Source organism: Lacibacter luteus (assembly GCF_004118265.1).
Taxonomy (GTDB): Bacteria; Bacteroidota; Bacteroidia; order Chitinophagales; family Chitinophagaceae; genus Lacibacter; species Lacibacter luteus.
Map to the genome: position 1 here is coordinate 1,785,260 of NZ_SDHW01000001.1, position 17,605 is coordinate 1,802,864.

The following is a 17,605-nucleotide window of genomic DNA, read 5'->3' on the forward strand; positions in this document are numbered from 1 at the left end:
TTTATTTTAAACTTCATCTTTTGAATTATCCAAGCTTTGCCTGCAGATTTGCATCAATTGCATCAAGGAACTCTTCAGTGTACAAATAATGATCACCGTGGTTCACTTTGTTGCCGTGGATACAAACAGCAAGATCTTTGGTCATTTTACCGCTTTCTACTGTTTCAATACAAACGGCTTCAAGAGCATTTGCAAAATCGATCAGGGCCTGGTTACCATCGAGTTTACCACGGAAAGCCAAACCACGTGTCCATGCAAAGATTGATGCAATAGGATTGGTAGATGTTGGCTTACCTTTCTGGTGCTCACGGTAGTGACGTGTTACAGTACCATGTGCTGCTTCTGCTTCCATTGTTTTACCATCAGGAGTAATCAATACAGAAGTCATTAAACCAAGTGAACCGAAACCTTGTGCAACAGTATCGCTTTGTACATCACCATCGTAGTTCTTACAAGCCCAAACGAAGTTGCCGTTCCATTTCAATGCACTTGCTACCATGTCATCGATCAAACGATGTTCGTACACGATACCTGCAGCATCAAACTGCGCTTTGAATTCGTTTTGATAGATCTCTTCAAAAATATCTTTGAAGCGACCATCGTATTTTTTGAGGATAGTATTTTTTGTAGAAAGGTACAAAGGCCATTTTTTGCTGAGCGCCATGTTAAAGCAACTGCGTGCAAAACCTTTTACACTTTCATCAGTGTTATACATGGTCATCGCTACGCCATCACCTTTATAATTGTACACTTCAAACACCTGTGGTTCGCCACCATCTTCAGGCGTAAAGGTCATCGTTAACTTTCCTTTTCCTTTGATCACTGTATCCGTTGCACGGTATTGATCGCCAAATGCATGACGGCCAACAATGATTGGTGCAGTCCAGTTAGTAACCAAACGTGGAATATTGTTGATTACGATTGGTTCACGGAAAACCGTACCATCGAGGATGTTGCGGATAGTGCCGTTCGGGCTCTTCCACATTTGCTTCAGATTAAATTCTGTTACACGTTGTTCATCGGGAGTAATCGTAGCACATTTGATACCAACACCGTATTGTTTAATTGCGTTTGCAGCATCAACGGTAACCTGGTCGTTGGTTTCATCTCTGTACTCAACACCAAGATCATAATATTTAATATCAAGATCGATGTAAGGAAGAATCAGTTTCTCTTTAATAAATTTCCAGATGATGCGTGTCATCTCATCGCCATCCAGCTCAACCACCGGGTTGGCTACTTTAATCTTTTCAGCCATCAGTTTTCTTTTAAATATGAATAATGCAGAAGTCTACTTCCGTTTAGGGAGAGCAAATATAAACCCGTCTGATGAATAAAACACGCCTAATCTGCAAGCAGGGAGCGGATTGTACGATAAAATTCTGCTTTAAATTCTTCGTAGTGGTTGCCGGTACCCGGGCCAAAGAAGCCTTGATGAATTCCGGCAACGTTCCCGCTCTTTGAAATGAAGATGGTTGTGGGGAACGAACGAATAGCTGTTAGCTGTGGTAATGTTTTTTCTGTTCGTTGTTCATCGCTTACGGTAACAGGCGGAATGAGTACCGGATACTGAATACCGAAACGTTTGATGAACTTTTGTACACTTGCTTTAGAGCGATTGAAATCGATACTGTATTCATACGCCAACGCAATTATTTCTACGCCTTTGTTTTTATACTCTTTATAGAAGCTGCTGAGGAATTTGCTTTCATCCATACAGTTGGGGCACCAGCTGCCCATGATCTGTATGATCACTACTTTGTTTTTGAAGCGGGCATCGTTGATAGAAACTGTTTTGCCGGTAACATCTTTAAACGAAAAATTGAGTTTGCTTTCGCCCGGCTTTAATTGTGTTACAGGAGTTGTATCGGGTAATGCGGCAGCGCTGTTCCGTTCTGCACGCCATTGTTCAACGGGTGATGCACTGCTGAAAAATTTTCCATTGTTGATTTCGTTGTCATTGATGTTTGCTGTAAAGTAATAGGCATGACTTCCATCAAAACAACTCAACTGCATTTCTTTTCCGTTAACAATGCCTTCGAGAAAACGATAATCGCCACTGGGTGTTAAAAAGGTTCCGCTTAGTGCAGTACCGTTTTGTTTGAACTCGGCAATGGCAGGACGTTCAGCACCGTTTACTCTTGTAAAGGTTACCTGCCAGCGACCTGTTACGTTTTGTGTTGTGTTTTCGTTTACAGCAAACCGTTCTTTCTGTCCATACACAAACGTTACGGGAAACTCCAGCAACTTTAAACTACCAGCTTTAAACCACTTTCCTTTCAGCGATCCATCGTTCTGAAATTGCAGGCGGAAGTACGATTCAAAAAAAGGCATTTCAATATGCACCGAATCGCCTTTCACTTTTACATCATCTACCAGTAATCGTTCAGCTGCGTTACGGATAAACATAACGGGCTTGCCATTTTTCTGTTGCACTTCCGCATTAAACACAATAGCCGTACCATCTTCACGCAAAACAGATGCACGGTACCAACCGCTACGCAGTAATGTTGTTTGTGCATTTGTTGTTACTGCTAACAACGATCCTGTTATAAAAAAGATCAAGAAGGGTTTCAGAAAAAATACTGTTGCTCTCAAACTTATGATTTACGTTTTTGCTTTTTTGATTTCTTTTCTGGTTGTACCGGGGTGTTTACAGGCTTTGTTATTTCTGTAATGCTGTACTCCGAAATTACAAACTGTAGTTTTGTATCGGTTTTATCTTCTTCAAAAAAAGTGAGCGTTGTATTTCCATTTTCACTTTCAAGTATCATGATGGATTTCATTGACGCTCCATCTTTACCTACAACAATTCTGTATTCTGTTTTGCCATTTTTTAAATATTCACCCCACTCGCAGGATACAACTTCAACAATATTGCCTTCCAGCGTTTCTGTTTCTCCATTGAATGAGCCGGTTAAAACAATCTTTACCGAATCGATAGCAATAACCGTTTCCATTGCAAGCTCCTCTGCTTGCATGTTTGTTTTTAATCCTCTTGCTTTATTGCTTTGCAGCTTTAAAACTTTCGGATCGCATTGTGCGGAAACAATCTGTGCAGCAAGAAAAAACACAATGGATAAAACAGTAAAGAGTTTGTTCATAAGTTTAAGTTGTGTTTGTTTATAAGTTTTCGAACATGTCTTTTGTCATTGCAGCAAGGTCGTATTCGTGCTTCCAACCCCAGTCGGCTCTTGCAACACTATCATCAATACTTGCAGGCCAACTGTCGGCGATCTGCTGACGGTAATCGGGTTTGTAACTCATTTCAAAACCTGCACGATGTTTTGCTACTTCGGCTGCAATTTCCTTTGGAGAAAAACTCATCGATGAAATATTATACGAGTGGCGAATAGATATTTTGGATGCAGGTGCTTCCATCAGTTCAATGGTTGCACGGATGGCATCGGGCATGTACATCATTGGCAGATAAGTATCTTCTTTCAAAAAGCATTCGTATTTGTTTTCTTCCAGTGCTTCGTGAAAAATCTCCACTGCATAATCGGTTGTACCACCGCCTGGTGCTGATTTATACGAGATCAAACCTGGGTAACGCAAACTTCTTACATCCACACCAAAACGCTGGTGATAATAGTTGCACCAAAACTCACCTGCATATTTGCTGATGCCATACACCGTAGTAGGTTCAATGATGGTTTGCTGCGGACAGTTTTGTTTTGGGCTTGTTGGTCCAAACACTGCAATTGAACTTGGCCAATATACTTTGTAGATCTTTTCTTCACGGGCAATATCCAGCACGTTCAGCAAGCCTGTCATGTTCAGATTCCAGGCGAGGTTGGGATTTTTCTCACCCGTGGCAGAAAGAATAGCCGCCAGCAAATAGATTTGTGTGATGTTTTGACGGATAACCTGCACATGCAGCATTTCCTTATTCATTACATCCAGACTTACATACGGACCGGTTCCTTCCAGCAAAGGATTCTGTTCACGCAAATCGGATGCAATCACATTCTGGTTACCATACATTTTACGCAGTGCAAGTGTAAGTTCAACTCCTATCTGACCGGAGGCGCCGATCACCAATATTTTTTCTCGAATCATAACAGCAATTTATGGCGACAAAAATAGGGGGAAAAACAACTGTGCAAACATTCATTCGTTTGCGCTAATTATTGATATACACAATTGCTTCTCTTTACATTTGGTTAACGCTGTTCTATTGGTTTCTTCACTTTCTTTAGAGATTGATTTTTTTGTCTGATCTCCGGATTTTTTTCTTGGGCCTTGAATTCCGGACATTGGATTTTCTTCCATGCTCCTTCTGCCATCTTACTTCCCGTTATCTTTGCCGCATGGAACAATATTTAAAAGATCTGTTTGCCAACCAATCGTACAACGAAAAGAGTTTCTTTTTAATTGCAGGCCCCTGTGTAGTTGAGAGTGAGGAGTTAGTAATGGAAGTGGCCGATAAAGTTTCAACTATCTGTAAAAACCTTGGCATTCCGTATGTGTTCAAAGCATCGTATCGCAAAGCCAACCGCACCAGTGCATCATCCTTTACCGGCTTAGGCGATGATACAGGTTTAACATTGATCGACAAAGTGCGTAAAACTTATAGTCTTCCGGCAACATCTGATATTCATGCACATGAAGAAGCAGCTATGGCAGCTCCGTATTTAGATATTTTACAGATACCTGCTTTCCTTTGCCGCCAAACCGATCTGCTGGAGGCTGCTGCTGAAACAGGAAAAATTGTAAACGTGAAGAAGGGGCAATTCCTCAGCGGACCATCAATGAAGTTTGCAGTAGAAAAAATTAAGAAAGCTGGCAATGAAAAAGTGATGTTGACCGAAAGAGGTAACAGCTTTGGTTATACTGATCTTGTGGTTGATTATCGCAACATTACATGGATGAAAGAATTAAATGTACCTGTGATCATGGATTGTACACACTCGCTGCAGCAACCCAACCAGACAAGTGGTGTAACAGGTGGTAACCCACAACTGATCGGTACAATTGCCAAAGCTGCTATTGCAACAGGTGTAAATGGGTTGTTTATTGAAACGCATCCCAATCCTGCTGTTGCAAAAAGCGATGGCGCCAACATGTTGCAATTAGATAAACTGCAAACCTTATTGGAGCAACTGGTAACACTCCGTAAAGCTGTTGTATAATTCTTCTGTTTTATAAAAAAGTTGAGGCTCTTAAGAAAGAGCCTCTTTTGTGGGGGCGTTGGATAAACATACGTTTTCAAAAGGATGCAACGACACAAACATCTACCCAATGGGCAAAAAATTTGCTGCAAAGGCATCGCCTTTATTGATCAATAATATAAAATATGGAATGGGTGAGGGAAAGCGGAAATTAAAAACCCAGGTGTATGTTCAATTAAGTAAGAGTATGCTTAAAGATAGGAAATTTGAAATGCAGTAGAAAAACTTTTTATACTTCACTTGGCAGCAAGCCAAATTCTTTCTTAAAAGCCAGGGAAAAATTGCTAAGGTTGGTATACCCAAGCTGTGTGCCTACTTCCTTTACATTGTATTTACCTGTAAGTAACAATGCTCTTGCCTTAAGCATCCGGTTTTTTTGATAGTATTCGTAAATACCTGTTCCATATACTTTTTTAAAGGTTGATTTCAGTTTCGACACACTCATTTTACTAAACCCGGCAAGTGTTACAATTGTTGGGGGCGGTTGGCCGAAATCCTGTACAAGAATTGCTTCTATCTCCATCAGCTTACTTAAATCGGCAGGTTTTATTTTACGTGGCCCTGCATCGGGATTTTCTTCCATCTTGCGATGCACTTTCGACAGAAACTGTTCCAGCAAAAGCATGATCCTGTTTTTAACGATCATTTGCTGCATGGGATTTGATTCTTCTGTTTCAAAGACCTCATCAAACAAAATTCTGTTTTGTGCATCAAAAGGTTCGGGATAAGAAATACTGTTTTGTTGCTGGTTAAACCGCATGAGTAAATGCAGTTCATTATACCTGTTAAGATTGCTGTTGATCCATAGTTCAGGTAGTAACAGGTTAATGGTTCTTGCTTTGGTTTTTGCCTTCATGGTAAAACTCATATCACTTGTACTGCTTACAAGCGATATACCTGAACGGCGAATGCTTTTATCAACATGCCATTTACCGTTACGTTCAAATTGCAAAGGCTCACTCAATGCCGAATCGTTGAAGTATAATACGCAGTAATATATTTCGCTTTTTGTACGCCGAAAGGTTACATCTGTGTTGTAGGTAATATCGGAAAGTAATGCTTGTAACCCATTGGGCAATTCAACCAGTTTAAAAAAACCTTCACCTACATGCGCCGGAAGTTGCAATACATTATCCTCGTAGGCACAATTCAATTGCGCAGCAAAACTTTGCAGCAAAGTGTGGTAATCGGTATGTTGCAGATCGAGTGTAATCACCGTTACGTATTGTGTAATCAGGCTTTTGTAAAATCAGAAGGTTCCTGCTTCATATATTTTTTAAAGGCAATGGTAAAGTTGCTGATGTTGCTGTACCCTATAATTCCTGCAACTTGTTTTACAGAATATTTTCCGGTGCTTAATAACTCCCCTGCTTTCTGCATCCGCTTTTGCTGGTAATATTCGTAAATAGGAACACCATATACCGATTTAAAAATTTTTTTCAGCTTGGTAGAACTCATGGTTGCTGTACGGGAAAGCTCTTCAATGGATTTTGGTTTTTGGGAGAAATTTTCAACCAATAATTTTTCTATTCTGAACACAGTGAAAATATCATCCTGCTTAATATTTGTTTCAACATCGGCCAACGATACTCTGGAATGAATACGGGTGAAAAAACGTTCAAGCAACAACTGCACTCTGTTTTCAATATACAAATGCGGAAAAGGCATATCCGGGTCTTCCTGCATAATTTCATTCATCAGCTGGTAATATACTGTATCCAGCGGCTCCATATTAAAACTTCTGCTCTTTAATGCAATGTAAGCAGGCAGTATATCATCAAACACTTCAATGCCCATTAATTTACCCAACCACTCTTTTGGTATAAGAATGTTTACAGCTTTAAACGTGGTTCCTTTTGTGCCATGATAAAACCAATCGAACAAAGAACTGGTAAGATAGGCTACAGCTACAGTTTCCTTTTCTTTCTCTACTACATCCGTATCAATACCAATGCGGATACTTTTTTCAATGCTGAGTTCATCAAAGCGTAAAGTATAATATTCTGTATCGTCGCTTTTACGACGTAACAACCAATCTTTATTAATGCGGCAGTTAACAATATTTACATCCAGCCCGGTAGACAATTTTAATGAACGATAGTATCCATGTCCAAATTCTTCGGGCAAAAACAACCAGTTATCTTTCGGCTTTACACCCAGCTTTACAGCTAAATCATCCATCATGTCGCTGTAACTGGAATGTATGTACTCGTAAGAAAACATGTGCTTATAATTGATTGTTAGTTGAAATTAAACAATCAGCCTTCAAAAAACAATGATTGCAAAAAAGCTTAGTAACGTAATGGGTTTCTTTTGCGGAACCAGATATACTGACGAATGTTCACCCAAAAGCCAATAAACAAGTAAATAATTAAAGGTGAGCCCATTGTTAGAAAAGACAGGTAGATAAAATATTTACGAATGGTGCTTGTAGCAATACCCATGCGTTCGCCAAGCCAGGTGCAAACACCAAACACATTCCATTCTATCATTCGTCTAATGCGGTTCATAAGTATTCGTTTCTGTTACAAAATTAATCGTAAGAACAATTCTTTGGTAATGTTCGTTTAAAATGTATGCGATTTATCGGTAAATTCGCAACCTCTAACAGCAATATGCAAATTTGAACAGCGGCTGTTTGGGCAATTTACATTGTTTCTCAATCTTTTCTGCCAGCTGTTCTGAATTTTCACATTAGCTACTATTCATCATTATCAAATTCTTCTTCATGGTATTCGATCTCGACCTCATTAAAAAGACGTACAGCGAAATGCCTGCCAAAGTGGATGCAGCCCGTAAAGCATTGGGACGTCCTTTAACACTGGCAGAGAAAACCTTATACTCTCATCTCTGGAAAGGTGTTGAACCCAAAGATTTCGAAAGAGGTAAAGCGTACGTTGATTTTGCTCCTGACCGTGTGGCAATGCAGGATGCAACAGCACAGATGGCTCTTCTCCAGTTCGACACAACTGGCCGTAAGAAAGTAGCCGTTCCTTCAACCGTTCATTGCGATCACTTGATTGTTGCAAAGAATGAGGGTAAGCAGGATCTGGTAAAAGCGGTTACCGATAATGAAGAAGTGTACAACTTCCTTTCTTCTATCTCAAATAAATATGGCATTGGTTTCTGGAAACCCGGCGCTGGTATCATTCACCAGGTAGTATTGGAAAACTATGCATTCCCCGGCGGTATGATGATTGGTACCGACAGCCACACTGTAAATGCAGGTGGTTTGGGTATGATCGCTATTGGTGTGGGTGGTGCTGACGCCTGTGATGTTATGGCTGGCCTTAGCTGGGAACTGTTGATGCCAAAACTGATTGGTGTGAAATTGACCGGTAAGCTCAATGGCTGGACAGCTCCAAAAGATGTGATCTTAAAAGTAGCTGGTATCCTTACCGTAAAAGGTGGTACCAACGCTATTGTGGAATATTTTGGCGAAGGTGCAACAAGCATGAGCTGTACCGGTAAAGGCACTATCTGTAACATGGGTGCTGAAATTGGTGCTACTACTTCTACTTTCGGTTATGATGAAAGCATGGCCCGTTACCTGAAAGCAACAGGTCGTGCAGAAGTTGCTGATGCAGCAGATGCCGTAAAAGAATATTTAACTGGTGATGCTGAAGTGTATGCAAATCCTGAAAAGTATTTCGATAAAGTAATTGAAATTAACCTGAGCGAACTGGAACCACACTTAAACGGACCTTTCACTCCGGATTTAGCTACGCCGATTTCTCAAATGAAAGAAGCTGCTGCTAAAAATGGTTGGCCAACAAAAGTGGAAGTTGGTTTGATCGGTAGCTGCACCAACTCTTCTTACGAAGATATCAGCCGTGCGGTAAGTCTTGCAAAACAGGTTGCTGAAAAAGGTTTGAAAACTAAAGCTGAGTTCACTATTACTCCAGGTAGCGAACTCGTTCGTTATACGATTGAAAGAGATGGTTACCTGAGCACTTTCGAAAAAATTGGTGCGACAGTATTTGCCAATGCCTGCGGACCATGTATTGGTATGTGGGACAGGGTTGGTGCTGAAAAAGCAGAACGTAATACCATCGTTCACTCGTTCAACAGAAACTTTGCAAAACGTGCAGATGGTAATCCAAACACATTAGCGTTTGTTGCAAGTCCTGAACTGGTAACTGCTTTGGCTATTGCTGGCGATCTTACATTCAATCCCGTTACAGATACATTAACCAACGAAAAAGGTGAGCAGGTAAAACTCGATCCTCCAAGTGGTGATGAATTACCAACAAAAGGTTTTGCAGTTGAAGATGCGGGCTACCAGGCTCCTGCTGAAGATGGAAGTGGTGTTGTGATTGATGTAAAATCTGACAGCAAGCGTTTACAGTTGTTGTATTCTTTTGCTCCTTGGGAAGGCACAGATCTGAAAGGATTGAAACTCCTCATCAAAGCAAAAGGAAAATGTACAACTGATCATATCTCAATGGCTGGTCCATGGTTGAAATTCCGTGGTCACCTCGATAACATCAGTAACAACATGCTGATCGGTGCTGTAAACTTCTTCAACGAAAAAACTGATAACGTAAAAAATCAGTTGACCGGTGAACACGGTGCAGTTCCTGCAACACAGCGTGCTTACAAAGCAGCAGGTGTTGGTACAATTGTAGTTGGAGATGAAAACTATGGTGAAGGTTCAAGTCGTGAACATGCGGCAATGGAGCCACGTCATCTTGGTGTTCGTGTTGTATTGGTGAAATCATTTGCACGTATCCACGAAACCAACCTGAAAAAACAAGGCATGTTAGCGTTGACTTTTGACAACAAAGAAGATTACGATAAGATCCTTGAAGATGATACCATTGATGTAATTGGCTTAACCAGCTTTACTCCTGGTCAGGCTTTACAATTGGTGTTGAATCATGCAGATGGCAGCAGCGAAACAATCACTGTTAACCACAGCTATAACGCTCAGCAAATTGAGTGGTTCAAAGCAGGTGGCGCATTGAATGTGATCCGTTCTGAGTTTGCAAAAGCATAATAACCATCAGGACGCTCAGCGACCTGAATAATAAACTGAATCCCGCTGTAAAAGGCGGGATTTTTTTATGCATACACATCACATTATTTCTTTCTAATTTTAAGTAATGGCTGAAGAGAAAAAATATAAGCTTGACAGAACAGCGTTTCAGGCGATGAGGGTTGAGGAAGCGGACAATTACATGCGAGATTATCGCAATTATCATTGGAAGGAACGCCTTAAAATTTCTTTCTTTCTTACCAGTCTCGCCTACGGCTTTGATATAAATAATCCGCCAAAAATGGATAAAACAATTTTCAAACTTTCTACACAAGCAGATGACTGAAAAACTGGGATGTTTTTAAATATGGTCGTAAACCCGAGTAACTAATAAAAAAGTAAAGAACGCCTATGATAAATTACAACTCCGAATATTTCATGCGTGAAGCCATTCGCCTCTCCATCGAAAATGTAGATAATGGCAAAGGCGGCCCATTTGCTGCTGTTATTGTTAAAGAGGGGAAGATCATTGCAACAGGCGTTAACGAAGTAACTTCCAGCAATGACCCTACTGCTCATGCAGAAGTAGTAGCCATCCGCAATGCATGCAGCAAGTTGAACACTTATCAACTCGATGGCTGTGAAATTTATTGCAGTTGCGAGCCCTGCCCCATGTGCTTAGGTGCTATCTATTGGGCAAGAGCAGCAAAAATTTATTTTGCAAATACCAAAGAAGATGCAGCTGCCATTGATTTTGATGATGATTTTATTTACAAAGAGATTGATCGCTCACATGCAAACCGGAAAGTAGAAACAGTACAATTGTTACGTGATGAAGCCTTAGCTGCTTTCGAAAAGTGGAGGAACAACTCCGGCAAAAAACTATACTGATCAATTCAACAATGCTTTCTTTTCTGTCGGAAAGAATGGATTATCACGTGCAAGCAAAAGTATGGCGGCAATCACTGCAATAACAACCAACATGGCAATTTGCAAATACGACTGCACAACTGTATGACTGATGATTGCTTTCGAATTGCTTTGCAACACACTCCCTTCTTTCGCCTGCACATCATTCAAATTGCCCAACGCCGCTTGCGCCTGCTGAAAATGTTTTTCCAGTATGGGTTCATGTGCCGGTGAATCTGAACTGCTTCTCCAATTCTCTTCAGCTGTTTTATACGCAGCAAGGCTGGCAAGTAAAGCCTTCCAGTGTTGCTGCTCATCTTTTGTGAGATAGGTTTTTTCGTAAGCGCTGATGAGTTGCGTAATAGCAACATCATGCTTTTGCAGTTGAGCATTTAATTGTTCTGCTGCTACTGCTTCGTTCATATGCAGTATTTTCTTTTGATAAAGATGATCGCTGATCTCAAATAAATACCCGGATGGCATCAGCCTGTCTTGATATAATGATGCCATGTTTTTACCCAGCTGGGCATATTCTTTTTCATGCCAGAGTTGATTTAATCCAATACCCACCAGCACCACAAACAACACAATGGCAGCAATACGTTTTTCCTTAATAGAAATAAACTGTTTCATACAGCAAGATTTTAATCGTTCGCAACAATCAATTTACGACTATATTATATGCCTTCAAAAAACACATTGTTAAAGGCGTTTAGTTTATACAGCACATAAACCGCAGGCTTTCCTGCATCAACCACTTATCACAGAAGCGAAGTTGTAACTGATCTATGCCTAACTTTAAAACACTAAACTTCTTCGCATGAGAAAACTGTTTCTTCTACTACTTATTTCCAATTATTCATTTTCTCTTTTTTCACAGCAAACACAAAAACCTGTTTTGCATGGGAAAAACTGGATGGCCATCACCGGTAAGCCACTGGCTGCTACAGCTGGTAGCATGATCTTTCAGAAAGGTGGCAATGCTGTTGATGCAGCCTGCGCCATGCTTGGTGCTACTTGTACCATGTGGGATGTATTAAGCTGGGGCGGCGAAACGCAGGCGCTTATCTACAATCCCAAATCAGGAAAAGTAATTGGCATTAATGCATTGGGTGTTGCTCCAACCGGCGCAACAGCAGAATATTATAAAAGCAAGGGTTATAACTTCCCGCCCGAATACGGCCCGTTGGCAGCAGTAACACCAGGTACTGTTGGCGGTTTATGTTTAATGCTTGCAAACTATGGAACCATGAGTTTAAAAGAGGTGTTGGCACCAAGCATGCAATTAGCAGCAGGTTACGCTATTGATGCGCAAACCGCAAACAGTATGGAGCGTGGTAAACAAATGATCAAGCAATGGCCTTACAGTAAGAAAGTTTTTTTGCCACATGCCGGCGAAAAAAGAGAAGCACCGGAAGGAGGAGAGATTTTTGTTCAGAAAGAATTGTTAGAGACACTTACCAAAATGGTGGAAGCAGAACAACAGGCGTTGAAAAAAGGTAAGAGCCGTAAAGAAGCGATAATGGCAGCGTATGATCGTTTTTACAAAGGTGATATTGCACAGGAGTTTGTTCGTGGTTGCCAGGAGCAAGGCGGCTTAATTACCATGCAGGACCTGGCAAACTGGAAACCAATTGAAGAAGAACCGATGCATGTAAACTATAAGGGCATTGAAGTATATAAGCTGAGCCAATGGACACAAGGCCCCATGCTGTTGCAAAGCCTCAACATCCTGGAGAACTTTGATTTGAAGAGTATGGGCTACAACAGCACACGTTATATTCATACGTTGTATCAAACCATGAACATGACATTTGCTGACCGAGATTTTTATTATGGCGATCCTTACTTCGCTCCTGCTGAACCCATTCAAGGTTTGCTGAGTAAAGAATATGCAAAGTTCAGAGCCAAACAAATTTCAATGGAACGTAATGATCCATTAACCGGACCAGGCGATCCTTATCCATACGAAGGCAAAACCAATCCCTACATGGATGTGCTGAAGAAAAGAGGATTCAATATGGATACCACATCAACACAACGCAGAAATTTTGCGCCAGCACATGATGTACGTAACGAAGCTGTAGCAGCTGTTGATGCAGATTATATGGATCGTTTGTGGAGAGGTACAACATCAGTTGAAGCAGCCGACGCAGAAGGCTGGGTAGTTTCTATAACACCATCTGGTGGTTGGTTACCTGCCTGCATTGCAGGCAATACAGGCGTTGGTATGAGTCAGCGTGGACAAAGTTTTGTGCTTGATGCAACACTCAATCCTTTCAATGTAATTGAACCGGGCAAACGTCCACGTGTAACATTAACACCAACGCTTGCACTCAAAGATGGCAAACCGTTTTTATCATTTGCAGTACAAGGTGGCGATACACAGGATCAGAACCTCTTACAGTTTTTCTTAAACATTGTTGAGTTTGGAATGAATGTGCAGGAAGCATGCGAAGCAGCAAACATTAATACAAATCAACTCTGGTTATCGCTTGGTGGCAGTAAAGTTGATGATCGCAAACCACGCCCTGGCAGTTTGTTATTACACGACAACACATCGGAATGGGTGCGGAAGGAATTACGGCAGATGGGTTATACACTTACATTCGATGATCGTACAAGTGGCCCGATCAATGCAATATATTTTGATTGGAAACATAAAACATTCTGGGGTGGTAGTAGTAATCATGGCGAAGATTATGGCATTGGCTGGTAATTAAACAACCATATTTAAGCGAAAGCCCTCTCATTGCTGAGAGGGCTTTCTGATTTATAACCTTTACTTACTCTTTCATTGTTTTGTAAACTGTGTATAATACCGCATGCCCGTTTTTGGTTGATACAGCTCCATAAAATAAGAACCTGTTTGCAACGCTTTAATATTAACTGATGGGTTGGAAGAGGATACATTGCTGGTTAACACCATTCGTCCTTCTGTACTATACATTCGACAAACATAAATGCCGTTTTGTTCAGGAAGGCTTATTCGAACAATATCACTAGTTGGATTAGGATATAATTTTACAGTTAATGATTGTCCACTGCTTAATCGTATCTTTTGTACATTGCTGTACGTTGTTATTTTGTCTTTACCAACAGCTTTAATCCGGTAAGAAGATTCAACATCACGTACAGTTATCTTATCCTTGTATTCGTATTTTTCTTCGGCTGTATTATCTGTACCCATCACTAAGCCAATCGTTTTGAAATCGCCATTATTATCTTTTCGTTGCACTTCAAAATAATCGATCAACTGATTGTTTTCCGATTTCCACTGAACTTCTACATGATTTGATTTATCTGCAACGTTGGCATCAACTGCTTTACCGGCAAGAACACCGTTGATGGGCGTAATGAAATTTGCATCCTCTTTACCAATTGAAATTGGATTAAAATTACCTAATTCACAATTGCTTGCATCAAATGGCTGGTAAGGTTCCTGTGAATTCGATATTCTATTAACAATAATTGCAATGTCTTTAAAATCATCAGAGAGATAAGCATTATGCGGATTATTATTTGGCACACTCCATTTATCCAAGAGTTGGGCAATAAACTCATTGTCACCAAATCCATAATCAGGATCAGTAAGATGATAATAAGAAGGTTGCCTAGATACAAGTGTAAAATAAATATCGAGCAAAATGATCATGGAACCTGATGGAATTGGGATGGCGTTGGTACAAACAGAAGTAGAGCGGTTAATATACTTTCTGTTCATTGTTTTATATTGACCAGTTGATTGTACGTAAGCAGATCGAGAAGAAGGGGAATCATCATCACTCGGAGCATCACCCGTATCTGGCCCAATAAAGGACAAATAACTGGGATCATTTAAAGAAGTCATGTAGCTTTGATAACCAACATAGTTAACATGCACAGGGTTATATTGAAAACCAAAGCGCATACCAACAAATTTCATTTGACCGGTACTTGAGCCAGTAGGATTACGCAATGCCAAACGTACAACTATTCTGTTTGATGCGCTTTGCCAAAAACAATTGGCATACATTTCAGCGCCTTGAGCATATGTGTTTTGCAGGTGTGCAGTTACTACAACCAGCAACAAGAGTAACTTTCTAATCATGTAGAGAAGTTTAAATTGTTAACTGGTTTCCGTAGGTGTGGGAGATTAAAGTAGGGCTTTTTCAGGGAGATCGTAGTGCAAAAGTAATATTCACACCCGAGGATAGCAAGTAGAACTGTAGATTTTTTAAAAGAAAAATGTCGTAAAATTACGACAAGCCCTAACCCTATTTTGCTTCAAACCAAAGTACTTTCTTGTCGTCCCAGTTTCCGTTGTAATTAATGGTTATCTCTTCGCCGGGAGCAATAGACCGCACCGATTTAACAAACATCCACCCCTCTTCAAAATCCATAAAATATTCGGCATTGCTGGCATAAGAGTGGTTATACACCGGTATCCAGCCCAAAGCCATTGCACATTCGGTTTTACCTTCCCCCCACTCAAAAATGTAATCATGCAATAAGGTCTGATCGAGCAAAACACGTTCCGCCGCACTCATCACTATTACGGGAGCCATTTCTATTATTTCTCCAGCATCAATGCCCTGCTCGGTAAAAACACCCCGGCCTTTATCGGCAGTATTATCAATATAAAGATCGGGTAAACGCATGCGGTTTTGTTTTAGCAATGCCAAAGAAACTAACTTTTCGCTAAAACGCCGAAGGGTAAGTTTGCTGTTCCTTCTCTTGCTTTAGCTTAAATTGCAAGCCGGGAATTTAATCTTAAAACAGCGCAGTATGAGTCTTGAACTGGAACCGGAAGTTTCCTTAAAAGAGCAGTTTGAAACCCTGATGATCAGGGAAGACAAGCTGGAAATACAGGATTTTTTAAATAATCAGAACATCAGCGATGTTGCTGAGCTTGTTGATGAATTTCCCGACTATGAAGGTCAGATACTGGCTAATATGAGCGTGCATAGGGCTGCAAGTGTTTTTAAAATTCTTGACCTGCCAACACAAAAACATGTCATCAAAGAATTACCTCCGTTTAAAACTGCCGAACTGTTAAACGAACTTCCTGCCGATGACCGTACCTCTTTCCTGGAAGAACTGCCGAGTAATGTAGTACGGGAATTGATAAAACTGTTGAACCCTGAGGAACGAAAGATCACGTTATCGCTTCTTGGTTATCCGGAGAATAGCATTGGTCGTTTGATGACACCAGATTATGTGTACATCTATGCCAACGATACTGTTGCAGAAGTTTTTGACACCATCCGTAAATATGGCAAAGACAGTGAAACCATTAACGTATTGTACGTAATTGACAGGAAAGGTGAATTGATTGATGATATCCGCATCCGGGATATTATTCTTGCTGCTCCTGACAAACGTGTAGAAGAATTGATTGACGGACGTTTCATTGCATTAAAAGCCTACGACGACCAGGAAACGGCCAACGAAGCATTTAAAATGAATAACCGTGTGGCTTTACCCGTAGTGAGCAACACCAATAAACTCCTCGGCATTGTAACAATCGACGACGTTTTGTGGGTAGCCAATGAAGAGTTTAGCGAAGACATGCAAAAGATGGGTGGTACAGAAGCACTCGATGAACCCTATCTCGAAACACCATTAATGAAACTCTTCAAAAAAAGGGTTGTATGGCTGATCGTTCTTTTCCTCGGCGAATTATTAACTGCATCGGCAATGGCTTTTTTTGAAGATGAAATTGCCAAAGCAGTTGTACTTGCTCTTTTTATTCCTTTAATCATTTCGAGCGGAGGTAACAGCGGCTCGCAGGCTTCAACTTTGGTTATACAGGCAATGGCTGTTGGTGAAGTAACCCTCTCCGATTGGTGGAAGGTGATGCGCAGGGAAATTATCCAGGGCTTAATGCTTGGTACGGCTTTGGGTATTATTGGCTTTATCCGCATTTTTCTCTGGCATTCTATCTCTCCCGAAATTTATGGCAGTCATTGGGATGAAATTGGGATGGTGGTTGGCTTTTCGCTCGTGGGGGTAGTGCTATGGGGTACGCTCAGCGGTTCAATGCTTCCCTTATTCCTGAAAAAACTGGGGGCCGATCCTGCCGTTTCATCAGCACCATTTGTGGCAACGCTGGTTGATGTTACCGGATTGATCATTTACTTCTCAATGGCATTTCTCTTTTTAAAAGGAATACTGCTGTAAGCAGGAAGCCGGTTGATGAAGCCATCATGTTTCCGTTTATCTAAAAGCCAACGTTCACCATTCAATTTGCTTATTTTTGAAAAATGGAAGTAAACCATGCATTAATTGATAAACTGAGCCTGTTAGCAAGACTGAACATTAAGCCTGCCGAAAAAGAAAAGCTGCGTAGTGATCTTGAACAAATGATTGGCTTTATTGAAAAGCTGCAAGAGCTGGACACTACAGGTATCGAACCTCTGATGCATTTAACCGAAGAAATAAATGTACTGCGTACCGATGAAGTAAAAGGATCTGTTTCAATAGATGAAGCCTTGCAAAATGCCCGATTGAAAAAAGATCGTTTCTTTATGGTGCCCAAAGTCATCAAAAAATAAACTTATCA

At 40.7% G+C, this 17,605-nt stretch carries 18 protein-coding genes; 8 read left to right on the top strand and 10 right to left on the bottom strand.

What is annotated here, in order from left to right:
* Positions 1–25: 25 nt before the first annotated feature.
* The 4 genes from ESA94_RS07140 to ESA94_RS07155 all read right to left on the bottom strand — a co-directional run bounded on the left by ESA94_RS07140 (position 26) and on the right by ESA94_RS07155 (position 4,062).
* Positions 26–1,258 (bottom strand): isocitrate dehydrogenase (NADP(+)), encoded by a 1,233-nt coding sequence (locus tag ESA94_RS07140; protein ID WP_129130136.1) that lies wholly within the window; start codon positions 1,256–1,258, stop codon positions 26–28.
* An 86-nt stretch (positions 1,259–1,344) separates the two neighbouring features.
* Positions 1,345–2,565: a TlpA disulfide reductase family protein gene (locus ESA94_RS07145; RefSeq protein WP_240671004.1), complete on the bottom strand. Its 1,221-nt coding sequence runs from the start codon at positions 2,563–2,565 to the stop codon at positions 1,345–1,347.
* Positions 2,566–2,600: 35 nt separating this feature from the next.
* Complete coding sequence (locus tag ESA94_RS07150; protein ID WP_129130137.1) at positions 2,601–3,104, bottom strand: hypothetical protein; 504 nt, start codon at positions 3,102–3,104, stop codon at positions 2,601–2,603.
* Positions 3,105–3,123: 19 nt separating this feature from the next.
* Positions 3,124–4,062 (bottom strand): NAD-dependent epimerase/dehydratase family protein, encoded by a 939-nt coding sequence (locus ESA94_RS07155; RefSeq protein ID WP_129130138.1) that lies wholly within the window; start codon positions 4,060–4,062, stop codon positions 3,124–3,126.
* Positions 4,063–4,313: 251 nt separating this feature from the next.
* Between ESA94_RS07155 and kdsA the strand changes: the two genes are divergently transcribed.
* Entirely contained in the window at positions 4,314–5,135 is an 822-nt protein-coding gene (gene kdsA / locus ESA94_RS07160) for a 3-deoxy-8-phosphooctulonate synthase (protein WP_129130139.1), read from the top strand.
* Between the two features lie 109 nt (positions 5,136–5,244).
* Positions 5,245–5,394, top strand: coding sequence for a hypothetical protein (locus ESA94_RS21390; RefSeq protein WP_164972670.1), 150 nt, complete (start codon positions 5,245–5,247; stop codon positions 5,392–5,394).
* 9 nt (positions 5,395–5,403) lie between these two features.
* Here the strand turns inward: ESA94_RS21390 and ESA94_RS07165 are convergent, their stop codons facing one another.
* The 3 genes from ESA94_RS07165 to ESA94_RS07175 all read right to left on the bottom strand — a co-directional run bounded on the left by ESA94_RS07165 (position 5,404) and on the right by ESA94_RS07175 (position 7,684).
* Complete coding sequence (locus ESA94_RS07165; RefSeq protein WP_129130140.1) at positions 5,404–6,390, bottom strand: helix-turn-helix transcriptional regulator; 987 nt, start codon at positions 6,388–6,390, stop codon at positions 5,404–5,406.
* 17 nt (positions 6,391–6,407) lie between these two features.
* A complete protein-coding gene (locus ESA94_RS07170) occupies positions 6,408–7,397 on the bottom strand; it encodes a helix-turn-helix domain-containing protein (protein ID WP_129130141.1) in 990 nt (329 codons plus the stop codon).
* 68 nt (positions 7,398–7,465) lie between these two features.
* Positions 7,466–7,684 (bottom strand): PspC family transcriptional regulator, encoded by a 219-nt coding sequence (locus tag ESA94_RS07175; protein WP_129130142.1) that lies wholly within the window; start codon positions 7,682–7,684, stop codon positions 7,466–7,468.
* 218 nt (positions 7,685–7,902) lie between these two features.
* On the opposite strand from ESA94_RS07175, the gene ESA94_RS07180 reads away from it, so the two are divergent.
* The 3 genes from ESA94_RS07180 (at position 7,903) to ESA94_RS07190 (ending at position 11,043) form a co-directional block, all read left to right on the top strand.
* Positions 7,903–10,173, top strand: coding sequence for an aconitate hydratase (locus tag ESA94_RS07180; RefSeq protein WP_129130143.1), 2,271 nt, complete (start codon positions 7,903–7,905; stop codon positions 10,171–10,173).
* A 106-nt stretch (positions 10,174–10,279) separates the two neighbouring features.
* A complete protein-coding gene (locus ESA94_RS07185; RefSeq protein ID WP_129130144.1) occupies positions 10,280–10,498 on the top strand; it encodes a hypothetical protein in 219 nt (72 codons plus the stop codon).
* 65 nt (positions 10,499–10,563) lie between these two features.
* Positions 10,564–11,043, top strand: coding sequence for a nucleoside deaminase (locus tag ESA94_RS07190; protein ID WP_205755923.1), 480 nt, complete (start codon positions 10,564–10,566; stop codon positions 11,041–11,043).
* Here the strand turns inward: ESA94_RS07190 and ESA94_RS07195 are convergent, their stop codons facing one another.
* Positions 11,044–11,694: an MCP four helix bundle domain-containing protein gene (locus tag ESA94_RS07195; protein ID WP_129130145.1), complete on the bottom strand. Its 651-nt coding sequence runs from the start codon at positions 11,692–11,694 to the stop codon at positions 11,044–11,046. It lies immediately after the preceding gene.
* A gap of 187 nt (positions 11,695–11,881) precedes the next feature.
* Here ESA94_RS07195 and ESA94_RS07200 point away from each other — a divergent pair, with 187 nt between their 5' ends.
* A complete protein-coding gene (locus ESA94_RS07200) occupies positions 11,882–13,780 on the top strand; it encodes a gamma-glutamyltransferase family protein (protein ID WP_129130146.1) in 1,899 nt (632 codons plus the stop codon).
* Between the two features lie 75 nt (positions 13,781–13,855).
* Here the strand turns inward: ESA94_RS07200 and ESA94_RS07205 are convergent, their stop codons facing one another.
* Complete coding sequence (locus ESA94_RS07205; RefSeq protein WP_129130147.1) at positions 13,856–15,151, bottom strand: T9SS type A sorting domain-containing protein; 1,296 nt, start codon at positions 15,149–15,151, stop codon at positions 13,856–13,858.
* Between the two features lie 166 nt (positions 15,152–15,317).
* Complete coding sequence (locus ESA94_RS07210) at positions 15,318–15,701, bottom strand: SET domain-containing protein (protein WP_129130148.1); 384 nt, start codon at positions 15,699–15,701, stop codon at positions 15,318–15,320.
* Between the two features lie 127 nt (positions 15,702–15,828).
* Here ESA94_RS07210 and mgtE point away from each other — a divergent pair, with 127 nt between their 5' ends.
* Both mgtE and gatC read left to right on the top strand, forming a co-directional pair.
* Entirely contained in the window at positions 15,829–17,223 is a 1,395-nt protein-coding gene (gene mgtE / locus ESA94_RS07215; RefSeq protein WP_129130149.1) for a magnesium transporter, read from the top strand.
* Between the two features lie 83 nt (positions 17,224–17,306).
* Positions 17,307–17,597, top strand: coding sequence for an Asp-tRNA(Asn)/Glu-tRNA(Gln) amidotransferase subunit GatC (gene gatC / locus ESA94_RS07220; protein WP_129130150.1), 291 nt, complete (start codon positions 17,307–17,309; stop codon positions 17,595–17,597).
* The last annotated feature ends 8 nt before the right edge of the window (positions 17,598–17,605 follow it).